The sequence below is a fragment of the Pseudofrankia sp. EUN1h genome, assembly GCF_001854645.1.
Classification (GTDB): Bacteria; Actinomycetota; Actinomycetes; order Frankiales; family Frankiaceae; genus Pseudofrankia; species Pseudofrankia saprophytica.
The window spans coordinates 28974-51444 of the sequence record NZ_MBLN01000100.1; the positions used below are offsets into that span (position 1 = coordinate 28974).

The window sequence follows — 22471 nt, forward strand, 5'->3', positions numbered from 1 at the left end:
CGCCGGCCGGCGGGGCGGGGCCGTGGGCCGGACCCGCCTGCCCGAACCGTCGGCGTGCCCATCCAGAAACGAGACCTGCCCGCGTGTCCTCAGCCCCGCAGGCGCCCGGTGTCGACCAGGCGTTGATCCGCAACTTCTGCATCATCGCGCACATCGACCACGGCAAGTCGACCCTCGCCGACCGCATGCTCGGCGTGACCGGCGTGGTCGAGGCGCGCAACATGCGCGCCCAGTACCTCGACCGGATGGACATCGAGCGCGAGCGCGGAATCACGATCAAGGCCCAGAACGTCCGCCTCCCCTGGAAGGCCGACGACGGCAGGGACTACATCCTGCATCTGATCGACACCCCCGGGCACGTCGACTTCACCTACGAGGTCAGCCGGTCGCTCGCCGCCTGCGAGGGCGCCGTCCTGCTGGTCGACGCGGCCCAGGGCATCGAGGCGCAGACGCTGGCGAACCTGTACCTGGCGATCGAGAACGACCTGACGATCATCCCCGTCCTCAACAAGATCGACCTGCCGGCGGCGCAGCCGGAGAAGTACGCCGAGGAGATCGCGAACATCATCGGCTGCGAGCCGAGCGACGTGCTGCGGGTCTCCGGCAAGACGGGCGTGGGCGTCCCCGAGTTGCTCAACGAGGTCGTACGGCGAGTCCCCCCGCCGTCGGGCGACCCGAACGCCCCGGCCCGCGCGATGATCTTCGACAGCGTCTACGACATCTACCGCGGCGTCATCACCTACGTCCGGGTGGTCGACGGCTCGATCACCACCCGCGACCGCTGCCTGATGATGTCCACCGGCACGGCCCACGAGACCCTCGAGGTCGGCGTCATCTCGCCGGAGCCGGTGGTCACCGGGTCGCTGTCGGCCGGCGAGGTCGGCTACGTCATCCCCGGCGTCAAGGACGTCCGGCAGGCCAGGGTCGGCGACACGATCACCTCGGCCCGCCGCCCCGCGACCGAGATGCTCGGCGGCTACCGCGACCCGCTGCCCATGGTCTACTCGGGCCTCTACCCGATCGACGGCAGCGAGTACCCAGCGCTGCGCGAGGCGCTGGACAAGCTGCAGCTCAACGACGCGGCCCTCACCTATGAGCCGGAGACGTCGGCGGCGCTCGGTTTCGGCTTCCGCTGCGGCTTCCTCGGCCTGCTGCACCTGGAGATCGTCCGAGAGCGGCTGGAGCGCGAGTTCGGCCTGACGCTCATCTCCACCGCGCCGAACGTCGTCTACCGGGTGGTGATGGAGGACGGCACCGARCACACCGTGACCAACCCGAGCGACTGGCCGACCGGCAAGATCGCTGAGGTGCACGAGCCGGTGGTGGACGCGATGGTGCTGCTGCCGACGGACTTCGTCGGTGCGGTGATGGAACTGTGCCAGTCGCGGCGCGGGGTGCTCAAGGGTATGGACTACCTGGCGGCCGACCGGGTCGAGCTGAAGTACACGATGCCGCTCGGCGAGATCATCTTCGACTTCTTCGACGCGCTGAAGTCGCGGACCCGCGGTTACGCGAGCTTGGACTACGACCCCGCCGGCGAGTCGATGTCCGACCTGGTGAAGGTCGATATCCTGCTGCAGGGCGAGACCGTCGACGCCTTCTCTGCGATCGTGCACAAGGACAAGGCCTATGCCTATGGCGTCTCGATGACCGGCAAGCTGCGCGAGCTGATCCCGCGTCAGCAGTTCGAGGTGCCGATCCAGGCCGCCATCGGCAGCCGGATCATCGCCAGGGAGAACATCCGCGCGATTCGCAAGGACGTGCTCGCCAAGTGCTACGGCGGTGACATCACCCGTAAGCGCAAGCTGCTGGAGAAGCAGAAGGAGGGCAAGAAGCGGATGAAGACCATCGGCCGGGTCGAGGTCCCGCAGGAGGCTTTCATCGCCGCTCTCTCGAACGACGCCTCCAAGAGCAAMCGCTCCGGCTGACCCCCACCTCCCCCACCGCTTGCGCCTCTCCCACCGATTGGCAGGTGCGGCGTTCCTCGAAGGCGGTGCGCAACGTTCGGCTGAGTGTGGCGGGTGGTGGTGGCCGCCCCCAGCCTCAGGGCTTGGCGTGGCGTTGGAGCTGAGCGGCGGCCAGACCAACGATCATCGGCTCCGGCTGGAGCGATGCCCGAGTCTTGACCGACACCGGTGTCGAGGCAGTCGACATTGGGGTCAGGACCGTCGTCCCGATCCCAATGTGACCTGCCTCGACGAGGCGGTCCTCGGCCGGTGAGGAAAGGGCGCGCGGAGGTCAGGGGCGAGTGATCCGGTCGAGGGTCTCGAGGTAGGCGACGGCGATCACGACGGCGAGTGGCAGGGCGAGCAGGACCCAGGCGCTGGTCAGGTCGGAGAGCGCGATCACGACGGTCAGGACCGCCGTCACCGTGAACAGCAGGCCGCGCATCCAGCCGGCGGGCAGGATCCGGAAGCCGAACCCGGTCTGCTCCCGCCCCGCCTCGCCGTCCCCAGCCAGGGGGATGTCGCTCGGACCGGGACCGTTCGGACCGGCACCGCTTGGACCGGGACCGCTTGGACCGGGACCGCTTGGACCGGGACCGCTCGGACCGGCACCGCTCGGACCGGCACCGCTCGGACCGGCACCGCTCGGACCGGCACCGCTCGGACCGGCACCGCTCGGACCGGCACCGCTCGCGCCCGCGCCGCCCGGCCGACCGGCGGCGGCCGGGCGACCGGCGACAGGGGCCTGGTGACCGGCCTCCTGGCCTGGCCCGGGGCGGCCGGCCTCGTGGCGGCCGGTCATCGGGCGCCCGCGCCCGCACGGGCGTTGCGTCCGCGCGCGTCGACGACCGTGCGAACGAGGGTCTCCAGCGCGTAGGCGGAGTCGGCGGCGCCGCCCTTGACGCCGGCGTCGGCCGCGGCGGCGGCGCGCAGGGCACGAGCGAGTCCCTCGTCCGACCAGGAACGGGCCGAACGCTGGGCACGCTCGACCTTCCAGTCCGGCATGCCGAGCGCACGGGCGAGGTCGAACTTGGAGCCGCCGCCGGCGCCGGCGACCCTGGCGAGGTCACGCAGCCCGCCGGTGACCGCGCTGCTGATGAGCACCGTCGCCGTCCCTGTCTCGAGTGCCTGGCGCAGTAGGGTGAGCGCGCCGGCCAGGTCGCCGGCGATGGCCGCGTCGGCGACGGCGAAGCCGCTGGCCTCGGCGCGGCCGCGGTGGAAGCGGTGGACGGCGGCCTCGTCGATCGGGCCGTCGGTGTCGGCGACCAGTTGCTCGCAGACCGCCGCGATCTCGCGCAGGTCGCTGCCGACCGCGTCGAGCAGGGTGGTGGCCGCGGCATCGGCGATCTTCCCGCCGGCCCGGCGCACCTCCGCGACGACGAAGTCGTGTCGCTCCCGGGGCCGAGTGATCTTCGAGATCGCGATCATCCGGGCGCCGGCGGCCTTCATCGCGTCGACGATCTTGCGGTTGCGGACCGCGCCGTTGTGGACGACGACGAGCACGACGTCGTCCATCGGATGCGCGATGTAGGTGATCAGCGCGTCGCGCAGTTCGTCGGTGAGCTCCTGGGCGGCGCGGACGACGACGGCACGCAGGCCGCCGAACAGCGACGACGCACCGAGGTCTACGACGTCGGACTCGGTGAACTCGCCCGCCGCCCGGTCGACCACCTCCAGCTCCGGGTCGGTGGCGCGGGCCGCGGCGAGCGTCTCGCGCACGGCCCTGGCGACCAGCAGTTCCTCGTCTCCCTGAACGAGGACGAGCGGTGGGACCGGCGAAGGCGGCACGGCACCGAGCATGGCACAGCCTCGCCCGTCCGGCCGATCACGCCCACCGCGCGCCGGCCTTTCGGTCCACGGCGCCGACGGCACCCCGGCCGGTGCGGCGAGCGGGCATGCGACGGCGATGTAACCCACACGCCCAGGGCGGCCCGCACCCCAAGGCGGCCCGCTCGCCCAAGGCAACCCGGTCCCCCAAGCCGGCCCGCGCACCGAGGCAAGAGGTAACAAGAGGCAACAGGTGCGCCCGGGCGCGCTCAGCCGGCACGGCGGTGACGGCGCACGACCAGCGCGGGGGTGCCGGCGGAGGCCGCGACGACGGCGGCGGGGCCGTCGGTGTCGGTGCGGGCGTAGGGGATCCCAGCGGCTGTGAGCGCGGCGAGCGTGGCCGGCGCCGGGTGGCCGTACTGGTTGTCGGCGCCGACGCTGATCAGCGCTACCTGGGCGCCGGAGGCGCCGAGCAGGCCCGCTTCCTGGCTCGCGGAGCCGTGGTGGGCGACCTTGAGGACGTCAAGGTGGGGCGYGGCGGCGGCGACCGCCCCGGCGCTCAGCAGCTGGCGCTGCTCGGCGTGCTCCGCGTCGCCGGCGAGCAGGATCGTCAGGCCGCCGGTATGGGCGACGCTTACCAGGCTGTTGTTGTTCGGGTCGCTGTCGGTGCCGCGCAGGGGGCGTACCGGCCCGATCACCTGGATGGTCACCGGCCCGACCTCACGGCTGTCGCCGGCGCCGGCCTGGACGATCGGCACGCCCGCCGCGTCCGTCTCGGCCCGCAGCGCCGCCCACCGGTCGGTCGGTTCGTGCAACGGCCCGGTGAGGACCTCGCCGACCGGTAGGTGTCCGAGCACGGCCGAGAGCCCGTCGACGTGGTCGGCGTGCAGGTGGCTGAGTAGCACGACGGGCAGCCGGCGGATCCCCAGGTCGTCGAGGCAGGCGGCGAGCGCGGCGGGATCCGGCCCGGCGTCGACCAGCACTCCGGCGCCCGGCCCGGCGGCGAGCACGAGGGCGTCTCCCTGACCGACGTCACAGGCGACGAGCAGCCAGCCGGGTGGCGGCCAGCCGGCGAGCCGGCCGACGAGGACGCACCGGGCGAGCAGCAACCCGGCCGCCGCGGCGGCGCACGCCTGGCGCGCTCGCGGCCGACGCAGGGCCCCGAGCGCCGCGGGCAGCGCCGCCAGCGCCGCGAGGGCTCCGAGCGGGCCACCCGGCCAGCTCAGGGTCGCGGCGGGCACATCCGCCGCCGCCCGCGCGACCAGGACGAGCCACCGGCACGGCCAACCGGCGAGCCAGGCTGCCAGCCGGGCCAGCTCGCCGCTGACGGGCCCCACGGCCAGCGCGACGACGCCGAGCACCGTCACCGGCGCGACCGCGACCGCCGCCGCGACGTTCGCCGGGATCGCCACCAGGCTGACCCCGCCACTGATCCAGGCGATCACTGGCGTGCAGGCCAGCTGCGCGGCCGCCGCCACGGCCGCGCCGTCCGCGAGCCAGCGCAGCCGGGCCGGCAGCCGCCGGGCGAGCCGGTCACGCCAGCCGGGCGCGACGATGACGATGCCGGCGGTGGCCAGTACCGACAGCGCGAAGCCGGCCGAGAGCGACAGGCTCGGGTAGGCCAGCACCAGGACGGCGACCGTGGCCGCCAGCGCGGGCAGTACCGCGGCGCGCCGCCCGGTGCCGGTCGCGACCGCTCCGAGCAGGCCCATCGCGCCGGCCCGCAGCACGCTCGCGGACGGCCTGGCGACGACGACGAACCCGACGATCGTCGCGGCGGCCCACAGCGCCCTGGACCGCACGCCGACGCGGGTACGCCGCAGCGCCGCCAGCACCGCGCCGGTGATGATCACAACGTTTCCGCCGCTGACCGCGGTGAGATGCGTGAGCCCGGCGGCGCGGAAGTCGGCGCGCAGGCCCGGGTCCAGCTCGCTGACGTCGCCGTCTACCAGCCCTGGGAACAGGCCACGGACCGGCTGTGGCAGGACGGTGGCGGCGGCGCGCAGGTCGGCGCGCAGTCGGCCGGCGACCCGTTGGTACCAGACCGGCCCCGCCACGAGCCTCGACGGCCCGTGGACGAACAGCACGGCGCCGATCTCGCCGCCTGGCTCTGGCGGCTCGAGCCGAGCGTCCACGGCCACCCTGGTGCTCGGCAGCAGTCCCCGCCAGCCGTCCCCCGGCGCCAGGACCAGGACCGGCACGTCCAGCCGTGCGACCAGGCCACCTGGCGCCGCGCGGGCGCCGACGGCGGGGGCGCTGGAGGCCGTGCCGGCCCGGACGCCCGCACCGGCGCTGGCCGCCGTCGCGCCCGGTCCGGCGGCGCGCTGGCTGGTGGCCAGCAGGACGAGCCGCGCGGGGACGGCGACGTTGCCGCGCTCGCCGGCCACGCCCGCGGGACCGCCTCCGATGGGGTGCGGGTCATCGGAGACGACGAGCTCGACACCGACTGTCGCCCGCGCGGCGGCGAGCTGGGCGAGCACCCCGGACCGGCTGTCCTGGCCGCCTACCCCGGCCACGAAGATCCCCACGGCAAGCCCCGCCACCACGGCCACGGCCACGGCCCGCCATCCCCGGTGAGCCGACCCGGGCCGGCCCCGCTCCACGAGCAGCAGCACCCCTCCGACCAGTGGCGCGATCCCGCCGACCACCGCCGCCGCCACCAGCGCCGCGGCTGGCGGAGCCCACCGGCTCGCGAGCGCCGCGCCGCCCCACACCGCCACGGCCGGCACCGCGAGCCGCAGGTCGAGCGGCGGCCGCGCCGCGTCGTCCCGACTGCCGCCTCCCGCCGCGGGCTCTCGATCGGGTGCTCCCTGACCGGGCGGCGCCTGGGCCGCCGGGTCCCGGTTGGGCCGCCGGCTCACAGCGCGATCAACGGGAGCAGCTCGGCCAGCCGCCGGTCCCCGACGCCGGGGACCTCGGCGAGCTGTTCCGGGGAGGCGAAGGGACCGTTCTCGTCCCGATACCGCACGATCCGCTCGGCGAGCACCGGGCCGATGCCGGGCAACGTGTCGAGCTGCTCGGCCGTCGCCGTGTTCAGGTGGACCGGCCCCGCCGCCGTCCCCGCTCCCCCGCCGGACCCGCCGCCGGCGTCGCCGGTCCCCGCCTCTGCCGCCGGCCCGGCGGGCGCGGGACCCGGCTTGCCGTCGACGAGGATCTGCTCGCCGTCGACGAGCTGGCGGGCGAGCGCGAGGCCGGTGGTGTCGGTGCCCGGCAGCACTCCCCCGGCGCGTTCGATCGCGTCGACGACCCGTGCTCCGGCCGGCAGGCGTACCACCCCGGGCTCGCGGACCAGCCCGGCGACGTCGACGACCACCTCGGCGGCCGGGCTGGGGCTTTGGCTCATGCCGCCGGGCACGCTCGCCTCGGTGGACGGCGGGTCGGCCCGCGTGGTGCCGCCCGTGGACGCGCCGGTCCCCGCCGTCACGCGCGCCGTCGCGCCGCTAGCCGCCGTGTCGATCCGGACCGGCCGTCCATGCCAGGCGAAGAAGGCGGCGACTGCCGCCGCCGCGAGGGCGACGAGCGCGAGCACCAGCGCGCCGCGCGCCGCCGGGTCCCACACGGCGCCCCGCAGCACCGCTGGCAGCCGAGCGCCCAGCTCGGCCCCCCGCCGGCGCCGCGGCGGCTGCGGCTCCAGCTCCGAGTCCGGCTCGAACGGGATGCCGCCGTCCAGCGCGTTCAGGCCGGCGCCGCCGAGCCCGCCGGTCAGGTCCCCGTCCGCCTCCGCCGACTCCCAGCCCGCCTGGCCGCCGCCCGTCCAGTCATGATCATCCTCCGGGCCGAACCCAGGTCCCGCGCCCGTCCCCCAGGCCGTCGGGCGCCGGCCGAGCAGGGCGTCGATGTCAGGCGGAACCACCCGCCCAGGGACGGATCGGCCGGGCAGCGTCCGGTCCGCCGGGTTGTCGATCGGGTTGTCGATCAGGCCACGCGCGCGGTCAATCGCCGCGGCGCGACCGGCAAGGTCAGGGCGGTCGAGATGCTGATCGGTCATGGGCCCGGACCGTAGGCCGGCGCGGCGCCACCGTGGGCCGGGCGGCGAGCGGCTGTGGACAGTGACGCCCCCGTCCACAGGTCCGTCGTTCCAGGCCAGAGCCTCGCTGGCGCGGGGAGGGTGGACGGGACGAGCGATCCACCGTCCAACGCGGAGCGGGAGCGGGAATACGCAGGCCACTCGCTATAGTTGCGAAGGCAACGATCGGTGGTAGCCAGCGCCGGTCGACGCCTCCACCGCCACCGGCGGCGGTGGAGATCCGCGCTATTGGGAGGACCAGATGTCCGAAGCCACTGTCACCACGACCGAGCTGTCCGCGCTGACCGGCACCTGGACCATCGACGCCGCGCACTCGCGCATCGGTTTCTCGGCCAAGCACGCGATGGTCACGACCGTACGTGGCTACTTCAACGAGTTCGAGGGCACCCTCGAGCTGGACGGCTCCGCCCCGGTCAAGTCGGCCGCCAACGTGACGATCCAGACGGCCAGCTTCGACACCGGCGTCCCGGACCGTGACGGCCACGTCCGCTCGGCCGACTTCCTCGACGTCGAGAACTTCCCAACGCTCACCTTCGTCAGCACCGGCGTCAGCCAGGACGGCGACGAATACACGATGGCTGGCGACCTGACCATCAAGGGCGTCACCAAGCCGGTCGAGCTCGCGATAGAGCTCGAGGGCAGCTCGCAGGACCCGTTCGGCAACACGCGCGCCGGCTTCACGGGCACCACCACCATCAGCCGCAAGGACTTCGGCCTGACCTGGAACGCCGTCCTGGAGACCGGCGGCGTCCTCGTCAGCGACAAGGTCAAGATCCAGCTCGACATCTCCGCCATCAAGCAGGCCTGACCCAACCCGGCGGGCCCACGATCCACCACCCGCTACTGGCCCGCGCCCGCGGCACCGGCGACCACACCCTCACCGCCGGGTCATGGTCTGGTGGCTTCCTCCGCCCTGCGCGGCGTGGAGGAACCCACCAGACCATGGGTGCGGGCCAGGCGGGCGCCGGGCCGCGCGCACTAGGGCCGCGAAGCCGACCTCCGCACAGTCAGCGACCTCCGGCGCCGGCGCCGCGACCGGCTCCGACCGTCATCGGCCCCAAGGCCCGCGCCTTGCGCCGCTCCGCGAGCGGGCCTCACCAGCCCGTCGCTACACGCACGCCACCCGGTCACTGCGCCGGGTTGGCACGGCCTCTCCCTGCACCGCGCTGGTGCACTGCGTAAAGATGATCAGAACACCGGTGTCCGCGACAACCAGGACGCTCTGATTGTGTCCGGTATAGGTGACCTTCGTCCTGCCCGGCTCAACGGACTGCTGGAAGTACGTATAACCGGCAGTGGGCAGTGCCTGCCGGTAATACGCCACAGCGCCCGCCGGAGTAACACCCTTGAGGACGACTGTCGCGTCGGTACGTTTGTTGACGGAGAGAACCCAAGTCGCTCCCTCGGGGAACGGGAAGCTCTCAGGAATGATCGTTCCAGTCAGCGACTCCGCGCTGGCCGATGCCGACGCCGCCACAGTCCCCGGCGCGCCGCTTGCGCCAAGATCCGTGTGCAGATTGTTGAACATGTCGGGAAGCGGCTCGGTGCGCACCGCGCTAGGCGGGTCGGTAGGCGCGACCGAGGTGGCCTCGCCCGACGCGGCCGACGTCTCGTCACCGGTCCCGCCGCAGGCTGCGACCAGGAACACCAGCCCCAAGCCGATACCCACGGTCAAAAGCCGGAATTTCGGCCTCCCAGCCCCCATCAAATCCCCCGCCCGGTCGCGCGGTAATCGCGCGCCTCGTTTACCGTTCAGATTCCTTCATTTACCCGACCATGCTGGCCCGAAATTCCATCCATGCCGCCGACCCGAACATGACGCAGACGGACGATTCCGGCGACTCTACGTGTCCCGGGCAGCAAGCCCGTTTCCCGATCATTGGATTAAATCATCACGTTCTTTACGGGGCGGCACTGGGGCCGGGGCCGCGCCATGGTCRCCCGCCGCACCCCGAGGTGCAGGATGATCAGAAAGACCTCCGTGGACGTCATGTCTTATCCGGTACGGAGGCGGGCGCCGGATCGGAATCGGGCCGGCGTCCAGGGCAGTTCGGCGGCACAGATCGAGGACTGAGCCCAAAGCACTGAGCCAGATCCGCTGAGTGCGGGCCGTATGGCACCGCCGGTCCACAAGCGGCCCGACCCGCCGCGACCCGACGCCGCGTCCAGCACCCCTCGCGGTACCCCGCGACGCCCACGCCGTCTCCACACCAGACATCACCGCTGCCATCACCACCTGCGACCAAACCGTTTCGGTACACCGCCGGCCGGGGCACGCTGTGGTGGTGGGCTGTACGCGGCGTCAGCCGGCGGCTGACCGAACGGATCTAGGGGCATGAGGCCCGGCCAGCGCGTGTCGCCAGCGGCGGCGGCATCGGCGCACCTTCCGGGGACGGCACCGCCGGAACTGCCTCATGAGGCTCATGGGACGGTGCCACTCCACGACCCGCGGTCACTCCAGGAGCCGGAGCTGCTCCACGAGACGGAACGCACCCGGGTTACCCGCCTGGTGTCCGGATCCGGCGGAGTGATCCGCAAGGAGCCGCTGGGGCCCGGAGCATCGCACCGGCTACATCGGGAGCGCTCGACCCTCGCGACGCTGTCCGGGCTCGAGGGGATCGCGCAACTGGCGGAGGGCGCGCCGTCGGCGCCTGGGTCGCTCCTGCTGGTCGACGTGGGCGGCGTCGCGCTGTCCGAGCTCCCGACGCCGCTGGACCCGGCCGAGCTCATCGCCCTCGCCGTGCGGCTCGCCCGCGCGGTCGCGGGCATGCACGGCCGCGGGGTGGTGCATCGGGACATCAACCCGGCGAACGTCATCGTCGCCGGCGACGTCCCGTATCTGATCGACTTCGGGCTCGCGACGACCGCTGCGGCGACGAAGCCGTCCCTCGCCCGGTTCGACGACATCGTGGGGACGTTGCCCTACCTGGCTCCGGAGCTGACCGGCCGGACCGGCCGGCCGGTCGACGCGCGGACCGACCTCTACGCCCTTGGCGCCACCCTGTACGAGCTAGCGACCGGAGGGCCGCCGTTCGGCGTGGGTGACCCCGTCCGGATCCTGCACGACCTGCTCACCCGGGCGCCACCACCGCCGACCACGGTGAACCCCGCGGTGCCGCCCGGGTTCTGCACGATCGTCATGCATCTGCTCGAAAAGGATCCCGACGACCGCTACCAGAGTGCCGACGCCCTTCTGCACGATCTCGATCGCCTGCGGCGCGGCCACCCCGTGACCCGCCCAGGCGAGCGGGACCTCGCCGCCCGGCCGCTGGTGCCCTCCCGGCTCGCGGGCCGCGACCAGGAGATCGCCGACCTGCGCGCCGTGTTCGACGATGCGCTGGCCGGTCGCTGCAGCGGGCTCGCGATCTCGGGCCCACCGGGAGTGGGCAAGACGTCCCTGGTCGCGCAGCTTCGGCCGATCGTGGCCGCGCACGGCGGCTGGTTCGTCTCCGGCAAGTACGACGAGTACCGCCGCGACCAGGACTACGACGGGGTCCGGCAGGCGCTGCGGGCGGCCGGGCGGATGTTGCTGGCCGAGCCGGAGGAGTCCCTGGTCGAGGTCCGGGAACGGCTGGTACGCGGGCTGGGCCCCGGCGCGGGCCTGGCGGCCGCGGTCCTTCCGGAGGTGGGCACGCTGGTGGGCGTTCCGCCGGATCCCGGGGACCCGCTGACGGCGCCGACTCGGGCGAAACACGCCGTGATCGAGGTCCTGCGCGCCATCGCCTGCCGGCGTCGGCCGATGGTGTTCTTCGTCGACGACCTGCAGTGGGCCGCGCGGACCCCGTTGAGCATCGTCGACGCGGTCTTCAGCTGCGAGGCGACGATCGAGGGGCTGCTACTCGTCTGCGCCTACCGGGACGGTGAGGTAGACGCCACCCACCCCCTCACGCCGATGCTCGCCCGCTGGGGCGCCCAGCCCATCGGTCCGCGCCAGCTGCGGGTGGGTGACCTGCCGGAACGGGCACAGGCCGACCTGGTAGCCGACCTGCTGGGCCTGGACGCCGCGCCCGCCGCCGAGCTGGCCGGCTTGATCGCGCCCACCACCCGGGGCAATCCCTACGACACGTTGGAACTGCTCGCCGCGCTGCGCCACGACGGCCTGCTGGTCCTCGGCGACGACGGCTGGCGCTGGGACCGGGCCGCGGTGCACGCCCGGCTCGACCGGGTGGACGTCACCGGGCTGCTCGCCGCCCATGTGGCCGCGTTGCCGCCTGCGACCAGGGAGCTGCTGGCCGTGATGGCGTGCCTCGCCGGCCAGGTGGCGCTGGACCTGCTGTCGGCCGCGACCGGGCTCGCGGCGACGGAGGTCGAGCGGCGGCTCGCCCCCGCGCTCGCCGCCGGCCTGGCCAACCTCGCGCCGAGCGGCCAGCGCGCCGTGTCGTTCCATCACGACCGGGTGCGCGAGTCGGTCCTGACGGCCCTGTCCGAGCCGGATCGACGGGCCACCCGGCTACGGCTGGCGCGGTGCCTGGCCACCCGTCCGGAGTACGCCACCGCGGCGGCCCAGCAATACCTGCCGGTCGCCGACGACGTGCACGACTCCGACGAACGGCGGCGGATGGGCCGGTTCTTCCGGCGCGCCGCCGACGAGGCACGGCTCTTAGGTACCTACCCGCTGGTGGAGCGGTTCCTCACCGCCGCCGTACCCCTCGTCGACCCGGCGGACCTCGACGAGGTGATCGCGGTCCATACCGAGCGGCACGCCGCGCTGCACTGCCTCGGCCGGCTGGAGGAGGCGGACGAGGAGTTCGAGGTCATCGGCCGGCTGTGCGCCTGCCCGGCGCAGCGCACGGCCGCCGTCGTGACGCAGATCGTCAGCCTCACCAGCCGTAGCCGCGGCGCCGAGGCGATGCGGCTCGGCCTCGACCAGCTGCGCGGACTCGGCATCGCCGTGCCGGACCGCGACCGCCTCGACGAGGAGATCGACCGCGGCCTGGACGCGCTCGGCCGCTGGCTCGACACAACCGCGGACAAGAACTCCGACGAGTCCTCCCGCGACACCGCCGATGGGACCTCCGACGAGACCCCCGACGACCCCGTCGTCGACGACAACGACGGCGAGCCTGGTGCGCTGGGGCCGCTCGGACCCGCTGGGAGCGCGCGGCTCGGCGCCGCCCGGATCGTCAACCGGCTCATGCCGGCCGCGTTCTTCGACGACCAGCGGATGATGGCCTGGCTGACCGTCCAGACGCTGCAGCTGTGGGCCCGCGACGGCCCGGACCCGGACCTGCTCGGCCCAGCGAGCCACATCCCCTATGTGATCATCAACCGTCGGCGCGACTATGCGACCGCGTACCGCATGATGCGCCGGCTCCTGGCCGCCGCCGAGGCGGGCAGCCGTGACCTGCCCGGCTTCGAGCGCGAGATCTGGGAGGCGCGGTTCATCTACGTCGTCAGCACCGGCCACTGGTTCGACACCCTGGAGGAGAACGTCGCCGAGGCGCGGCGCGTGCTGGAGGGCCTGACCCAGATCAGCAACCTGCAGAACGCCTGCTGGACCCACTACGTGCTGCTGTTCAACCTGCTGGACTGCGCGCCCACGCTCACGGAGTTCGCCGCCGAGGTCGACGAGGCGATGGCGATCGCCACCCGTACCGGCAACCGCCACGCCGAGGAGACGTTCCGGTCCTGCGCGCAGCTCGTGCGTGTCCTCGCCGGCGAGGCGGCCGAGCCGGCACCCGGCGAGGCCACCCAGTTACGGCTGCTCGCCGCCAACCCGCACGCCGCGGCCCACCTGCACATCACCCGGGCGCTCGCCGCGGCTCTGCTGGGTCGCCCGGCGGACCTCGCCCGGCACACGGCGGCGGTGTTCCCGTACGCGCCGGCCATCGAGGCGAACTACACGATGGCGGTCACCCGGGTGCTGCACGCCCTGGTGCTGGCCGGGCAGGCGCGCGCCGCGGCCGAGCACGAGCGCGCCCGGCCGCTGGCCGAGCTGGACGAGCTGATCGCCTGGCTGTGCGCGCGCTCGGCCGACGCGCCGACCAACTTCCGCCACCTACTGCACCTGGCGGCGGCGGAGCGGGCCTGGGCGGTGGACGACTTCCGCGAGGCGGCGTATCTGTTCGACCTGGCGCTGCGCGAGTGCCCGCCGCGGACGCGGCCCTGGCACCGCGGGCTGATCCTGGAACGCACCGCGCGGTTCTACCTTGCTCATGGCATGGAGATCGCGGGCTCCGTGCTGCTCGCCGCCGCCCGCCGCCAGTACCGGGACTGGGGTGCGACCGCGAAGCTGAGACAGCTCGACTGGGCCCATCCGTCGCTGCCCGTCGGGACCGCCCCCGCGACGCGGCCGCCCCGGGAGCCCGCGAACCGCCGGTCCACGGTCACCGCCGGCGCGATCGACCTGCTCGGGATCGTCGCCGCCTCCCAGGCGCTCAGCTCGGAGACCAGCTTCGAGGGCCTGCGCCTGCGCCTGACGGCGATCCTGCTGGAGATGACCGGCGCGACCGGCGTGCGCGTCCTCGTGCTCGGCCAGGAGCGGCCCGGCTGGCTGGTGCCGGTCGGCGCCGGCGCCGTGATCTCGCTGCGCGCGGCTGGCCGGCGACGCCTGACGCCCTCCTCGGTCGTCCGCTACGTGGAACGCACCCGGGAACCGCTCGTCGTCGCCGACGCCACCCGGGACGACCGGTTCCACCGCGACCCGTATTTCGCCGGCCTGGACCGCTGCTCGCTGCTCGCCGTGCCCATCCTGATCCGCGGCGAGCTGCGGGCGATGCTGCTGTTGGAGAACCGGATGATCCGCGAGGCGTTCTCCGTCGAGCATCTCGAAGGGATCATGCTTATCGCCGGGCAGCTGACGGTCTCGCTCGACAACGCCCTGGTCTACGCGTCACTGGAGCAGAAGGTGGCCGAGCGGACCCAGCAGCTCGCCGAAGCCAACAAGCGCCTCGAACAGCTCTCGATCACCGACCCGCTGACGGGTCTCGCCAACCGGCGCCGTCTTGAGGACGTCCTCGGCTCCCACTGGGAACGCGCCACCGACCAGTCCGCGCCGCTCGCCGTCGCCATGATCGATATTGACCATTTCAAGCGCTACAACGACCGCTACGGTCACTCCGCCGGTGACCGGTGCCTCCAGCGGGTCGCCGCCTGCCTCACCGACACCATCGATGACACCCAGCTGGCCGCCCGCTACGGCGGTGAGGAGTTCGCCATCGTCATGCCGAACACCGATACCGGCGCCGCCGCCAGGCTCGCCTGCCGCCTCCGCGCCGCCATCATGGACCTCGCCGAGCCCAATCCGTCGGCGCGGGAGCAGGTCGTCACCGCGAGCATCGGCGTCGCGGCGGCCGTTCCCGGGACGGGAAACAGCCCGGCGGACCTCGTCGAGCGCGCCGACGCCGCCCTCTACCGCGCCAAGCGTGCCGGTCGCGACCGCGTCGAGGTGGCCGGCCCCGACAGGGCACCGCGCGTACCTCCTCACGGCACAGCCGGCCGACACCACTGACCAGCACTCCTGCCGGGCGCGGGGCCCGGCCGAGCAAGCCTCCGCGGACCGCGGCGCACAGATCAGGCGGTCACGCCGGCGGCCGCCGCCGCCGCGGCGATCACCGCGTTGCCCGGCCGTTCGGCCATCGCCTCGCGCAGCACGTTCGGCCATCCGCCGACGACGGCGCCGTTCACCATCATGCGGTGGACCTCCCACCAGTACGCCTCCGCGGTGCGCGCCTRCCATCCCGGCTGAAGCCCACGCCGCAGGCCCGCCCGCTCGACGACCGGCCCGGCCGACGCGGGGTCCGGGAACTCGTCGGCCAGCGTGCCGATGAGCTCGCGGTCCGACGGAGGCGGCCCAGCAGGCCGCGCTTGCGGGGGAACTCCGACTCCGACGTTCGCGGCGGCCTCGACCTGCGACGTGGCCGCCGAACCGCGTGGCGGGCCAGAGGTGCCGCGGTACCGGTCGACCACGGCAGCCAGCTGGCCATTGCCAGGGTTCATCGCGGCGGCCTCGGCCATCAGCCGCGCCAGCCAACCCTCGGCAAGCGCGACCTTGACCACGGCGAGCACGACGTCCCGCAGTGGAACGGACTCGGCCGCGTAGAGCTCCACCTGCCGGTCGATGCGGTCGAGCAGCTCCTCCAGCCGCGCCCGGGCGGGGAAGGCCGCGAGCAGCGCGGCACGCAACGCCTGGCGCTCCCCGCCACCCATCGCGGCGACCTGTGCCTCGTCCAGCCCTGTCACGGCCGCTTCCTCATCCCGTCACCGTCCATACCGCCCCCGCGGGCCCACGCCACTGAGTAACGCCACTGGGCCACGACCTGAGTCTGCCGTGCTCGGGGGCTGCCGGCGTGGGTGACATGCTGTTCGGTAGCGTGACAAGTCGTGTCGTTCGAGTCACTCAGGGCTGGAGGGACGGATGGCGGATGGGCTGTCGGCCGCGGAGGTGCGGGCGCTCGCCGAGCAGTTCTCGGACCCGCTCTCCGCCACCCAGCTTCTGGAGTGGGCGGGGCTGCCACGAGCGCTTCATCCATGGGGCGGACGCTCCGCCGAGCAGTTCTGGCATGAGGTATCCCGGCTGCTCCAGGGGGGCGTGCCACGCCTGAGCCGGGTCAGCCTGCTGGTGGCCGCGGCCACGCGGTTTCCCGACCACGAGGTCTTCGCCTCGGCCGTAGCGCGGGAGTCCGCCACCCGGGACGACGACCGGGCCGGCCATCCGTTCGGTTTCGTCCCCAGGCCGCGCACGGCCGAGACCCCGCCGAGCCTGTTGCTCCGCCCCGAGTACGCGGTCGTTCCCTTCGTCGAGCTCGCTGGTGACCGGGCCGCGCTGCGTTCCTGGGTGGCCCGGCCGGAAGCCTGCTCGGTGCGCCTGTTGGCGGGCCAGGCCGGGTCGGGCAAGACCCGGCTGGGCATGGGGATCTGCGAGGACCTGGCCGATCGAGGTTGGCTGACGCTCCTGGTGGACGCGGTGCTGAGCCCGACCCAGCTGCACCGCCTCGGCGAGGAGCCGACTCCGGTGCTCGTAGCCGTCGACAACGCCGAGCTGCGCCTCGACGAGGTGACGGCGATCGCCACGGCCCTCGCCAAYCGTGCCGCCATCGGCGGTCCGCCAAGCCGGCTGCTCCTTCTCACCCGCTCGACCGAGCGGGTGCTGCGGGAGCTGCGCGACCTCCCTGACAGTCGCGTCGCCAAGCTGTTCCGGTCAGCGGAGGCCCAGCTGACGACGCCACTCGCGGCCGGGGCAGACGCGCGGCACATGCACTTCAACGCCGCGTACGCGGCGTTCCGGGCCGAACTGCGGCAGACCGGTCCCGTCGCGGGGCCTCCCCTCCCTCTCGACGGCTGTCAGTCCGTGCTGGACGTGCACGCGGCGGCGCTGAACGTCGTGCTCGACGAGACCCGGCCCTCCCGCGCCGACGAGGCCCCGTTGGTCACGCTCAGCCGGCACGACCGGCGGCGATGGGGGTCGCTGGGCCGCGAAGGGGACGGCGATCTCCACACAGGTCTCGCCGCCCGGATCCGCACCCTCACCACGCTGCTGCGACCCGGCTCGCTCGACGACGCCGAGGCGCTGTCGACCGCGCTGCCGGGTCTGCTCGGCCTCGACGCCGACGCGGAGCGCGTCCGGGACTGTCAGCGGGCGCTCGGCGGGTTCTATCTCGCCCGATGGGCGGGCGACCCGATCCGACCCGACGCCTACGGCGAGCATCTCGCCGCCGCCGCGCTGGCCGCCGATCCGTCGGCCGCACTCGCGGTGGCGGCCACCGGCACCATCGATCAGGTCACGACCGCGCTGACCGTGCTCGGCCGCGCGCTGCCCCGCCATCCAGCCCTCACCGCGGTGATCGCGGGCATGATCCGCAGGGATCCCAACCGGCTCGTCCTCGTCGCCGCCGATGTCGCCGCGCGTCTGCCCGACCCCGAGCTGTTCACCCGCACGGTCAGCGATGCCGTGGACGACTCCGTGCTCGATCCTGGGGCGGTGTTCGGGCTGTCCGACCGCGCGCAACACGGCGGCGCCGAGCAGGACCCGCTACTTGGCCTGTTCTTCCGGTCCATGGTCGGCCTTTCGGAGCGGATGCGTCCCGAGCCCCCTGTGGACGTCAAACAGGACCCCGGCCTCGCGGCCCTGACGGACAAGATCGGAAAAATCACCAAATCGCTGACCGATCTCGGCGTAGCGGTCGTCGACCCGACGTCCGGACRCATGCCGGCGAACCCGGACGGCACGCCGGTCATACCACCCGAGAACGTGGAGATGTTGCGCGCGTTGCGGCGCATCTGGGCGGACAACCGGCGGGCGGACGATCAGCGCTCGGAGGACGACCAACCAGGCTCAGGCCGCTCCTGGAAATGGCCGTAGGCCGACGACCACGCCGGTGTCCGACCATCCGGTGTCCGGCCCCATCTGGCATCCGGCGATCCGGTTGGTCAGCGCAGGTCGTCGGTGAACAGCGACAGCTCGAGCGGGGCCCCGGCGGATGCCGAGGCCGTGGGGTCCGGGGCTTCGAAAAGGTCGGTCGGCTCGCCCGCCACCGGGGCGGGGGCGGCCGCCTGGGGGTCGGGGGCGCCAGGCGGGAGCTCGATGCGCTCGACCAGCGTGGGGCCCTGATTGTGGACGTCGCCGACGGCCGCGTCGACCGGATAGGCCTCGAACACGCCCGCGGGCGCCGGCACGAGCAGCGCGCGCAGGGCGTCGGTGTCGGCGTAGTCCGGGTCGAGCCACCGGTCCCAGGCGGCGGCCGGCAGCACGACCGGTGAGCGGTCGTGCAGGAACTCCAAGCCTACGCCCGGGCCAGTCGTAAGGATCGTGTAGGTCGTCAGAGGCTCGTCGCCGCCGCGCCACACCTCGTACAGGCCGGCGAAGGCGAGCAGCGGGCCGGCCGGGCCGATGCCCTGGTGCGGGCCGCGGTGGATGTAGTACGGCTGGCCGCGCTTCTTCTTCTCGGGCCGGTGCCACTCGTAGAAGCCGGTGACGGGGACGAGGCAGCGCCGCGCGGCGAACGGCTTGCGGAACACCGGCTTCTCGGCGACCGTCTCCGACCGCGCGTTGATCATCCGCGAGCCGATGGAGACGTCCTTCGCCCAGGACGGCACGAGCCCCCAGCGGGCAAGCCGCAGCACCCGGGAGACCGCCGCGGGGGCCGCGGGAGGGGCGCCCGCCGCGTCCTCCTTCGGGTGTCTGTCCTCCTGCGGGCGCTCGGCCGTCACGATCGGCTGGGTGGTGGTCGGGGCGACGTTGTAGCGCTCGCGCACCGCGCCGCCGGTGTCGTCACGGGCCGACATCGCGTCCGCGAGGTCGTCCGCGCTCAGCGTCTGGGTGTACCTGCCACACATGTGCTCAGCGTAGAACCGCCCTACGACGATGTGGACCGCGTGCGCTACCAGACGCCGGCGAGCAACGCGGTGCCGCCCGCCAGGCAGGCGACGCTGGCCACGGCGAAGATCGCGACCCACAGACCCGCGGGCAGTCTGGTGAGGCGAGCGAGTTGGTCGGGGTCGGAGCCGCCGCCTCGCCTCCGGCGACGGGACCGCGACACCTCGTACACGGGCCGCACGCCGCCGATCAGGAGGAACCAGGTGACATAGGCAGCGAACCCACCGCGCAGTGCGTCTGGGGCGACAATCGAGACCGCGAGCACCACCAGGATGCTCACCACCACCGACAGCAGCCCGAACCCGTTGCGGATCACCACCAGCACACCGACGAGCAGCACGACGAACAGCTGCAGCAGCAGCGCGGTGCGCCCGGTCGACACCAGCGCCGCCGCGGCGAGGCCGAGCAGCGCCGGCGCCGGGTAGCCGGCGGCGACCGTGCAGACCACCCCGGGGCCGGTCGGCCGGCCCGACGAGACCGTCACCCCGGAGGTGTCCGAGTGCAGCCGGATCCCGGCGAGGCGACGCCCGGCGCACAGCGCGACCAGGGCGTGCCCCGCCTCATGGACGATCGTGACGACGTGCCGGGCGACGGGCCAGGTGCGGCCGCCCGCGACGGTCAGCAGCGCGAGCAGGCCGGCGGCGGCGAGCACCAGGCGGCTCGGCGCCGGCTGGACGACGAGTGCGCGGTGCAGCAGGTCGGACAGGGCCGTCTCCTCGGTGGGGAGCCTCGTGGCCGGCGACGGCGCGGTGGCGTCACCGTGGCGAGCCGTCCCGATGACGGGCCATCGCGGTGATCACACGGTCGTCGGCCGCATTCCCCTACGGCCCGTTCATACCGGTTTCCGGGCAGAAGGTGCACCCCCGGCCGTCACCGCCCGGCCGGCACGGGCCGAAAGCGCCCGCCGGTGGCGGTAATGTTGGCCGGCCGACGGGCGTCGGGCGTCGGGCGGGCCGGAGTGTTCCGGCCGGTCGGAGTGCCCGGGCAGCGGAGTCTTCCGGGCGGACGGCTGACAGGAGGAGGGCACAGGTGGCGGAGTACGTGTACCGGCCGGTCATCAGCGTCGCGCTTGGGCTGTTCCGGGCTCTCGACCTGAAGCTCGACGTGCGCGGGCAGGAGAACATCCCGGCGACCGGCGGTGCCGTGGTGCTCATCAACCACATCTCCTACCTGGACTTCGCGCTCGCCGGCGTGCCGTTCTGGCGCGAGCGGGGGCGCATGGTCCGGTTCATGGCGAAGAAGTCGACCTTCGAGAGCAAGGTGACCGGCCCGCTGATGCGCGGCATGCACCACATCCCGGTCGACCGGGCCGCCGGCGCCGGGTCGCTGCGGCTGGCGACCGAGGCGCTGCGGGCTGGCGAGCTCGTCGGAGTGTTCCCCGAGGCGACGATCCACCCGCACTACTGCCTGGCACCGTTCAAGACCGGCGCGGCGCGGATGGCGCGGGAGGCCGACGTTCCGGTGATCCCGCTGGTCCTCTGGGGCAGCCAGCGGGTCCTGACCAAGGGCCAGCCGCGCAACCTGCGCGCCGCCCGGCACACCCCGGTCTCGCTCACGGTCGGCGCCCCGATCCCACCGTCCGACCTGGCGGACCCCGCCGCCGGCACCGCCCTGCTGTTCGACGCGATGAGCAGGCTGCTCGACGAGGACCAGCGCCGCTACCCGCCGCCCGCGCCCGGCGAGCCCGACTGGTGGCAGCCGGCCCACCTGGGCGGCTCGGCGCCGCCGCGCCCGAAGGACGCCGGTCCGACCCGTCCCGATGATCCGGCTCCCGCGGTGTCCACGGCTCACTCGCTGCCCGACCAGGCGTCGCCGGAACGGACGCGGACGCAACAGGCACCGGCGGAACAGGGACCGGCGCGGCAGGTGTCAGCTGAGCAGGTTCCGGCGGGCACCGAGAGCACCGCGGCCACCCCGACCGGGCAGACCGCTCCCCCGGCGGCCTGACGGCTTTCTGTCAGGCTGTTTGACGGGAGCCAGCCGCGCGGCGGATCGTCCGAGTCGCCAGCTTCGATATCGCCGGCTTCGATGCCCCGTCACCAGGACGGACGCAGCCCGCTCGCCGCCTCCGGGTGGCGGCGCCGGTGAGGTTGGCCTCCCGCGATGCCGCGCCGCCGCGCGGCCAGGACCCCGGAGTGGTTGCCATGGTGTCGCACCCGGACGTCGCCGACAGCGGCGCGATCAGGGACAGCTTGGTCAGGGACAGCCCGGTCAGGGACAGCCCGGTCAGGGCCAGAACGCCCGACAGCGGCGCCGTCAGCGACGAGGAGTTCGTCGACGCGCTGCCCAAGGTCGAGCTGCACGTCCACCTCGAGGGCTCGATGCTGCCCGGCACGGTGCTCGCGCTCGCCCGCCGTCACCAGGTAGACGACATCCCGACGTCCGAGGTGGCACTGCGCGAGTGGTACGCCTTCAAGGACTTCAACCACTTCCTGCGCGTCTACCGGACGGCGGTGCGGGTGCTGCGCGACGAGGACGACTTCGCGCTGCTCGCCCGCGAGACCGCGCTCGGCCTCGCCGCGCAGAACGTCCGCTACGCGGAGATCTACTTCACCCCGTTCATCCACGCGATGCGCGGCGTCCCGATCGAGGACGTGTTCGCCGGCATCAACCGCGGCCGGGCCGAGGCGCAGGCGGCGACCGGCATCGAGATCCGCTGGATGGCCGACATCCCCGGCGGGCTGCCCGACGTCGACATCCTCGAGGTCGCCGACCTCACCGTCGAGTACGCGATCGCCCACGGCGGTGACAGCGTCGTCGGCCTCGGCATCGGCGGCGCCGAGGCGGGCGTTCCCCGGCCGCAGTTCGCCAAGGCGTTCGCGGCGGCCCGGGCAGCCGGCCTGCGCAGCATCCCGCACGCCGGCGAGACGACCGGTGCCCGCACGATCTGGGACAGCGTCGAGTACCTGGGTGCCGACCGGATCGGTCACGGCATCCGGTCCCTGGAGGATCCGGCACTGATCGCGCGGCTGCGCGCCGACGGCATCCCGCTCGACGTCTCGCCGACCTCCAACCTGTGCACCGGCGTCGTCGCCGACTATCCGAGCCACCCGCTGCCCAGGCTGATCGCCGAGGGGCTGTCGGTCACGCTGAACAGCGACGACCCGCCGATGTTCGGCACGACCCTGCGCGACGAGTACCTGCACGCCCTGCGTGACCTGGGCCTGCCCCGCGCGACCGTCACCGGCCTGGCCGCCGCCGCCGTCCGCCACTCGTTCCTCGACCAGGACCGCAAGGATGCCCTGCTCGCCGAGCAGTGCGCCGCCGTTGACGCAATCACTGCGCGCTGACGCGCACCAGAACTCAGGGACAGCACGGATCCCCGAGCGCCGCCGCCGGGTTACTCTCGGGCGCAGGCCGACCAGGCGCGAGCGCGCGGTCATCGCACCGGATGCCCGCCGCATGCCCGCCGCGGCC

14 protein-coding genes are annotated in these 22471 nt (G+C 73.5%); 6 read left to right on the top strand and 8 right to left on the bottom strand.

What is annotated here, in order from left to right:
- The first annotated feature begins 83 nt into the window (after positions 1-83).
- On the top strand, positions 84-1928 hold the full coding sequence (gene lepA, locus BCD49_RS37220) for a translation elongation factor 4 (RefSeq protein ID WP_071042453.1): 1845 nt from the start codon (positions 84-86) through the stop codon (positions 1926-1928).
- A 310-nt stretch (positions 1929-2238) separates the two neighbouring features.
- Here lepA and BCD49_RS44505 read toward each other — a convergent pair whose 3' ends face one another.
- The 4 genes from BCD49_RS44505 to BCD49_RS37240 all read right to left on the bottom strand — a co-directional run bounded on the left by BCD49_RS44505 (position 2239) and on the right by BCD49_RS37240 (position 7701).
- The gene (locus tag BCD49_RS44505; RefSeq protein WP_198536043.1) at positions 2239-2391 is read right to left on the bottom strand and encodes a hypothetical protein; all 153 of its coding nucleotides are present in this window, start codon (positions 2389-2391) and stop codon (positions 2239-2241) included.
- Positions 2392-2744: 353 nt separating this feature from the next.
- On the bottom strand, positions 2745-3746 hold the full coding sequence (holA, locus tag BCD49_RS37230) for a DNA polymerase III subunit delta (RefSeq protein WP_007519773.1): 1002 nt from the start codon (positions 3744-3746) through the stop codon (positions 2745-2747).
- Between the two features lie 236 nt (positions 3747-3982).
- The gene (locus BCD49_RS37235) at positions 3983-6574 is read right to left on the bottom strand and encodes a ComEC/Rec2 family competence protein (RefSeq protein WP_083401931.1); all 2592 of its coding nucleotides are present in this window, start codon (positions 6572-6574) and stop codon (positions 3983-3985) included.
- Entirely contained in the window at positions 6571-7701 is a 1131-nt protein-coding gene (locus BCD49_RS37240; RefSeq protein WP_007514867.1) for a ComEA family DNA-binding protein, read from the bottom strand. Before BCD49_RS37240 ends, BCD49_RS37235 begins: the two co-directional genes overlap by 4 nt.
- Positions 7702-7981: 280 nt before the next feature.
- Here BCD49_RS37240 and BCD49_RS37245 point away from each other — a divergent pair, with 280 nt between their 5' ends.
- Complete coding sequence (locus BCD49_RS37245; RefSeq protein WP_007514868.1) at positions 7982-8548, top strand: YceI family protein; 567 nt, start codon at positions 7982-7984, stop codon at positions 8546-8548.
- 300 nt (positions 8549-8848) lie between these two features.
- Here BCD49_RS37245 and BCD49_RS37250 read toward each other — a convergent pair whose 3' ends face one another.
- On the bottom strand, positions 8849-9445 hold the full coding sequence (locus BCD49_RS37250; protein ID WP_007514869.1) for a hypothetical protein: 597 nt from the start codon (positions 9443-9445) through the stop codon (positions 8849-8851).
- A 726-nt stretch (positions 9446-10171) separates the two neighbouring features.
- On the opposite strand from BCD49_RS37250, the gene BCD49_RS37255 reads away from it, so the two are divergent.
- Positions 10172-15190: a diguanylate cyclase gene (locus tag BCD49_RS37255; protein WP_007514871.1), complete on the top strand. Its 5019-nt coding sequence runs from the start codon at positions 10172-10174 to the stop codon at positions 15188-15190.
- 62 nt (positions 15191-15252) lie between these two features.
- On the opposite strand, the gene BCD49_RS37260 is transcribed toward BCD49_RS37255, so the two are convergent.
- Positions 15253-15921, bottom strand: coding sequence for an effector-associated domain EAD1-containing protein (locus BCD49_RS37260; protein ID WP_071042454.1), 669 nt, complete (start codon positions 15919-15921; stop codon positions 15253-15255).
- A 175-nt stretch (positions 15922-16096) separates the two neighbouring features.
- On the opposite strand from BCD49_RS37260, the gene BCD49_RS37265 reads away from it, so the two are divergent.
- The gene (locus tag BCD49_RS37265) at positions 16097-18040 is read left to right on the top strand and encodes an effector-associated domain EAD1-containing protein (protein WP_071042455.1); all 1944 of its coding nucleotides are present in this window, start codon (positions 16097-16099) and stop codon (positions 18038-18040) included.
- Between the two features lie 68 nt (positions 18041-18108).
- Here BCD49_RS37265 and BCD49_RS37270 read toward each other — a convergent pair whose 3' ends face one another.
- The gene (locus BCD49_RS37270; RefSeq protein WP_007514874.1) at positions 18109-19014 is read right to left on the bottom strand and encodes an SOS response-associated peptidase; all 906 of its coding nucleotides are present in this window, start codon (positions 19012-19014) and stop codon (positions 18109-18111) included.
- A gap of 44 nt (positions 19015-19058) precedes the next feature.
- Complete coding sequence (locus BCD49_RS37275; protein ID WP_007514876.1) at positions 19059-19706, bottom strand: M50 family metallopeptidase; 648 nt, start codon at positions 19704-19706, stop codon at positions 19059-19061.
- 377 nt (positions 19707-20083) lie between these two features.
- Between BCD49_RS37275 and BCD49_RS37280 the strand changes: the two genes are divergently transcribed.
- Entirely contained in the window at positions 20084-21001 is a 918-nt protein-coding gene (locus tag BCD49_RS37280; protein WP_007514877.1) for a 1-acyl-sn-glycerol-3-phosphate acyltransferase, read from the top strand.
- Positions 21002-21198: 197 nt separating this feature from the next.
- The gene (gene add / locus BCD49_RS37285) at positions 21199-22344 is read left to right on the top strand and encodes an adenosine deaminase (protein ID WP_007514878.1); all 1146 of its coding nucleotides are present in this window, start codon (positions 21199-21201) and stop codon (positions 22342-22344) included.
- Positions 22345-22471 lie beyond the last annotated feature (127 nt).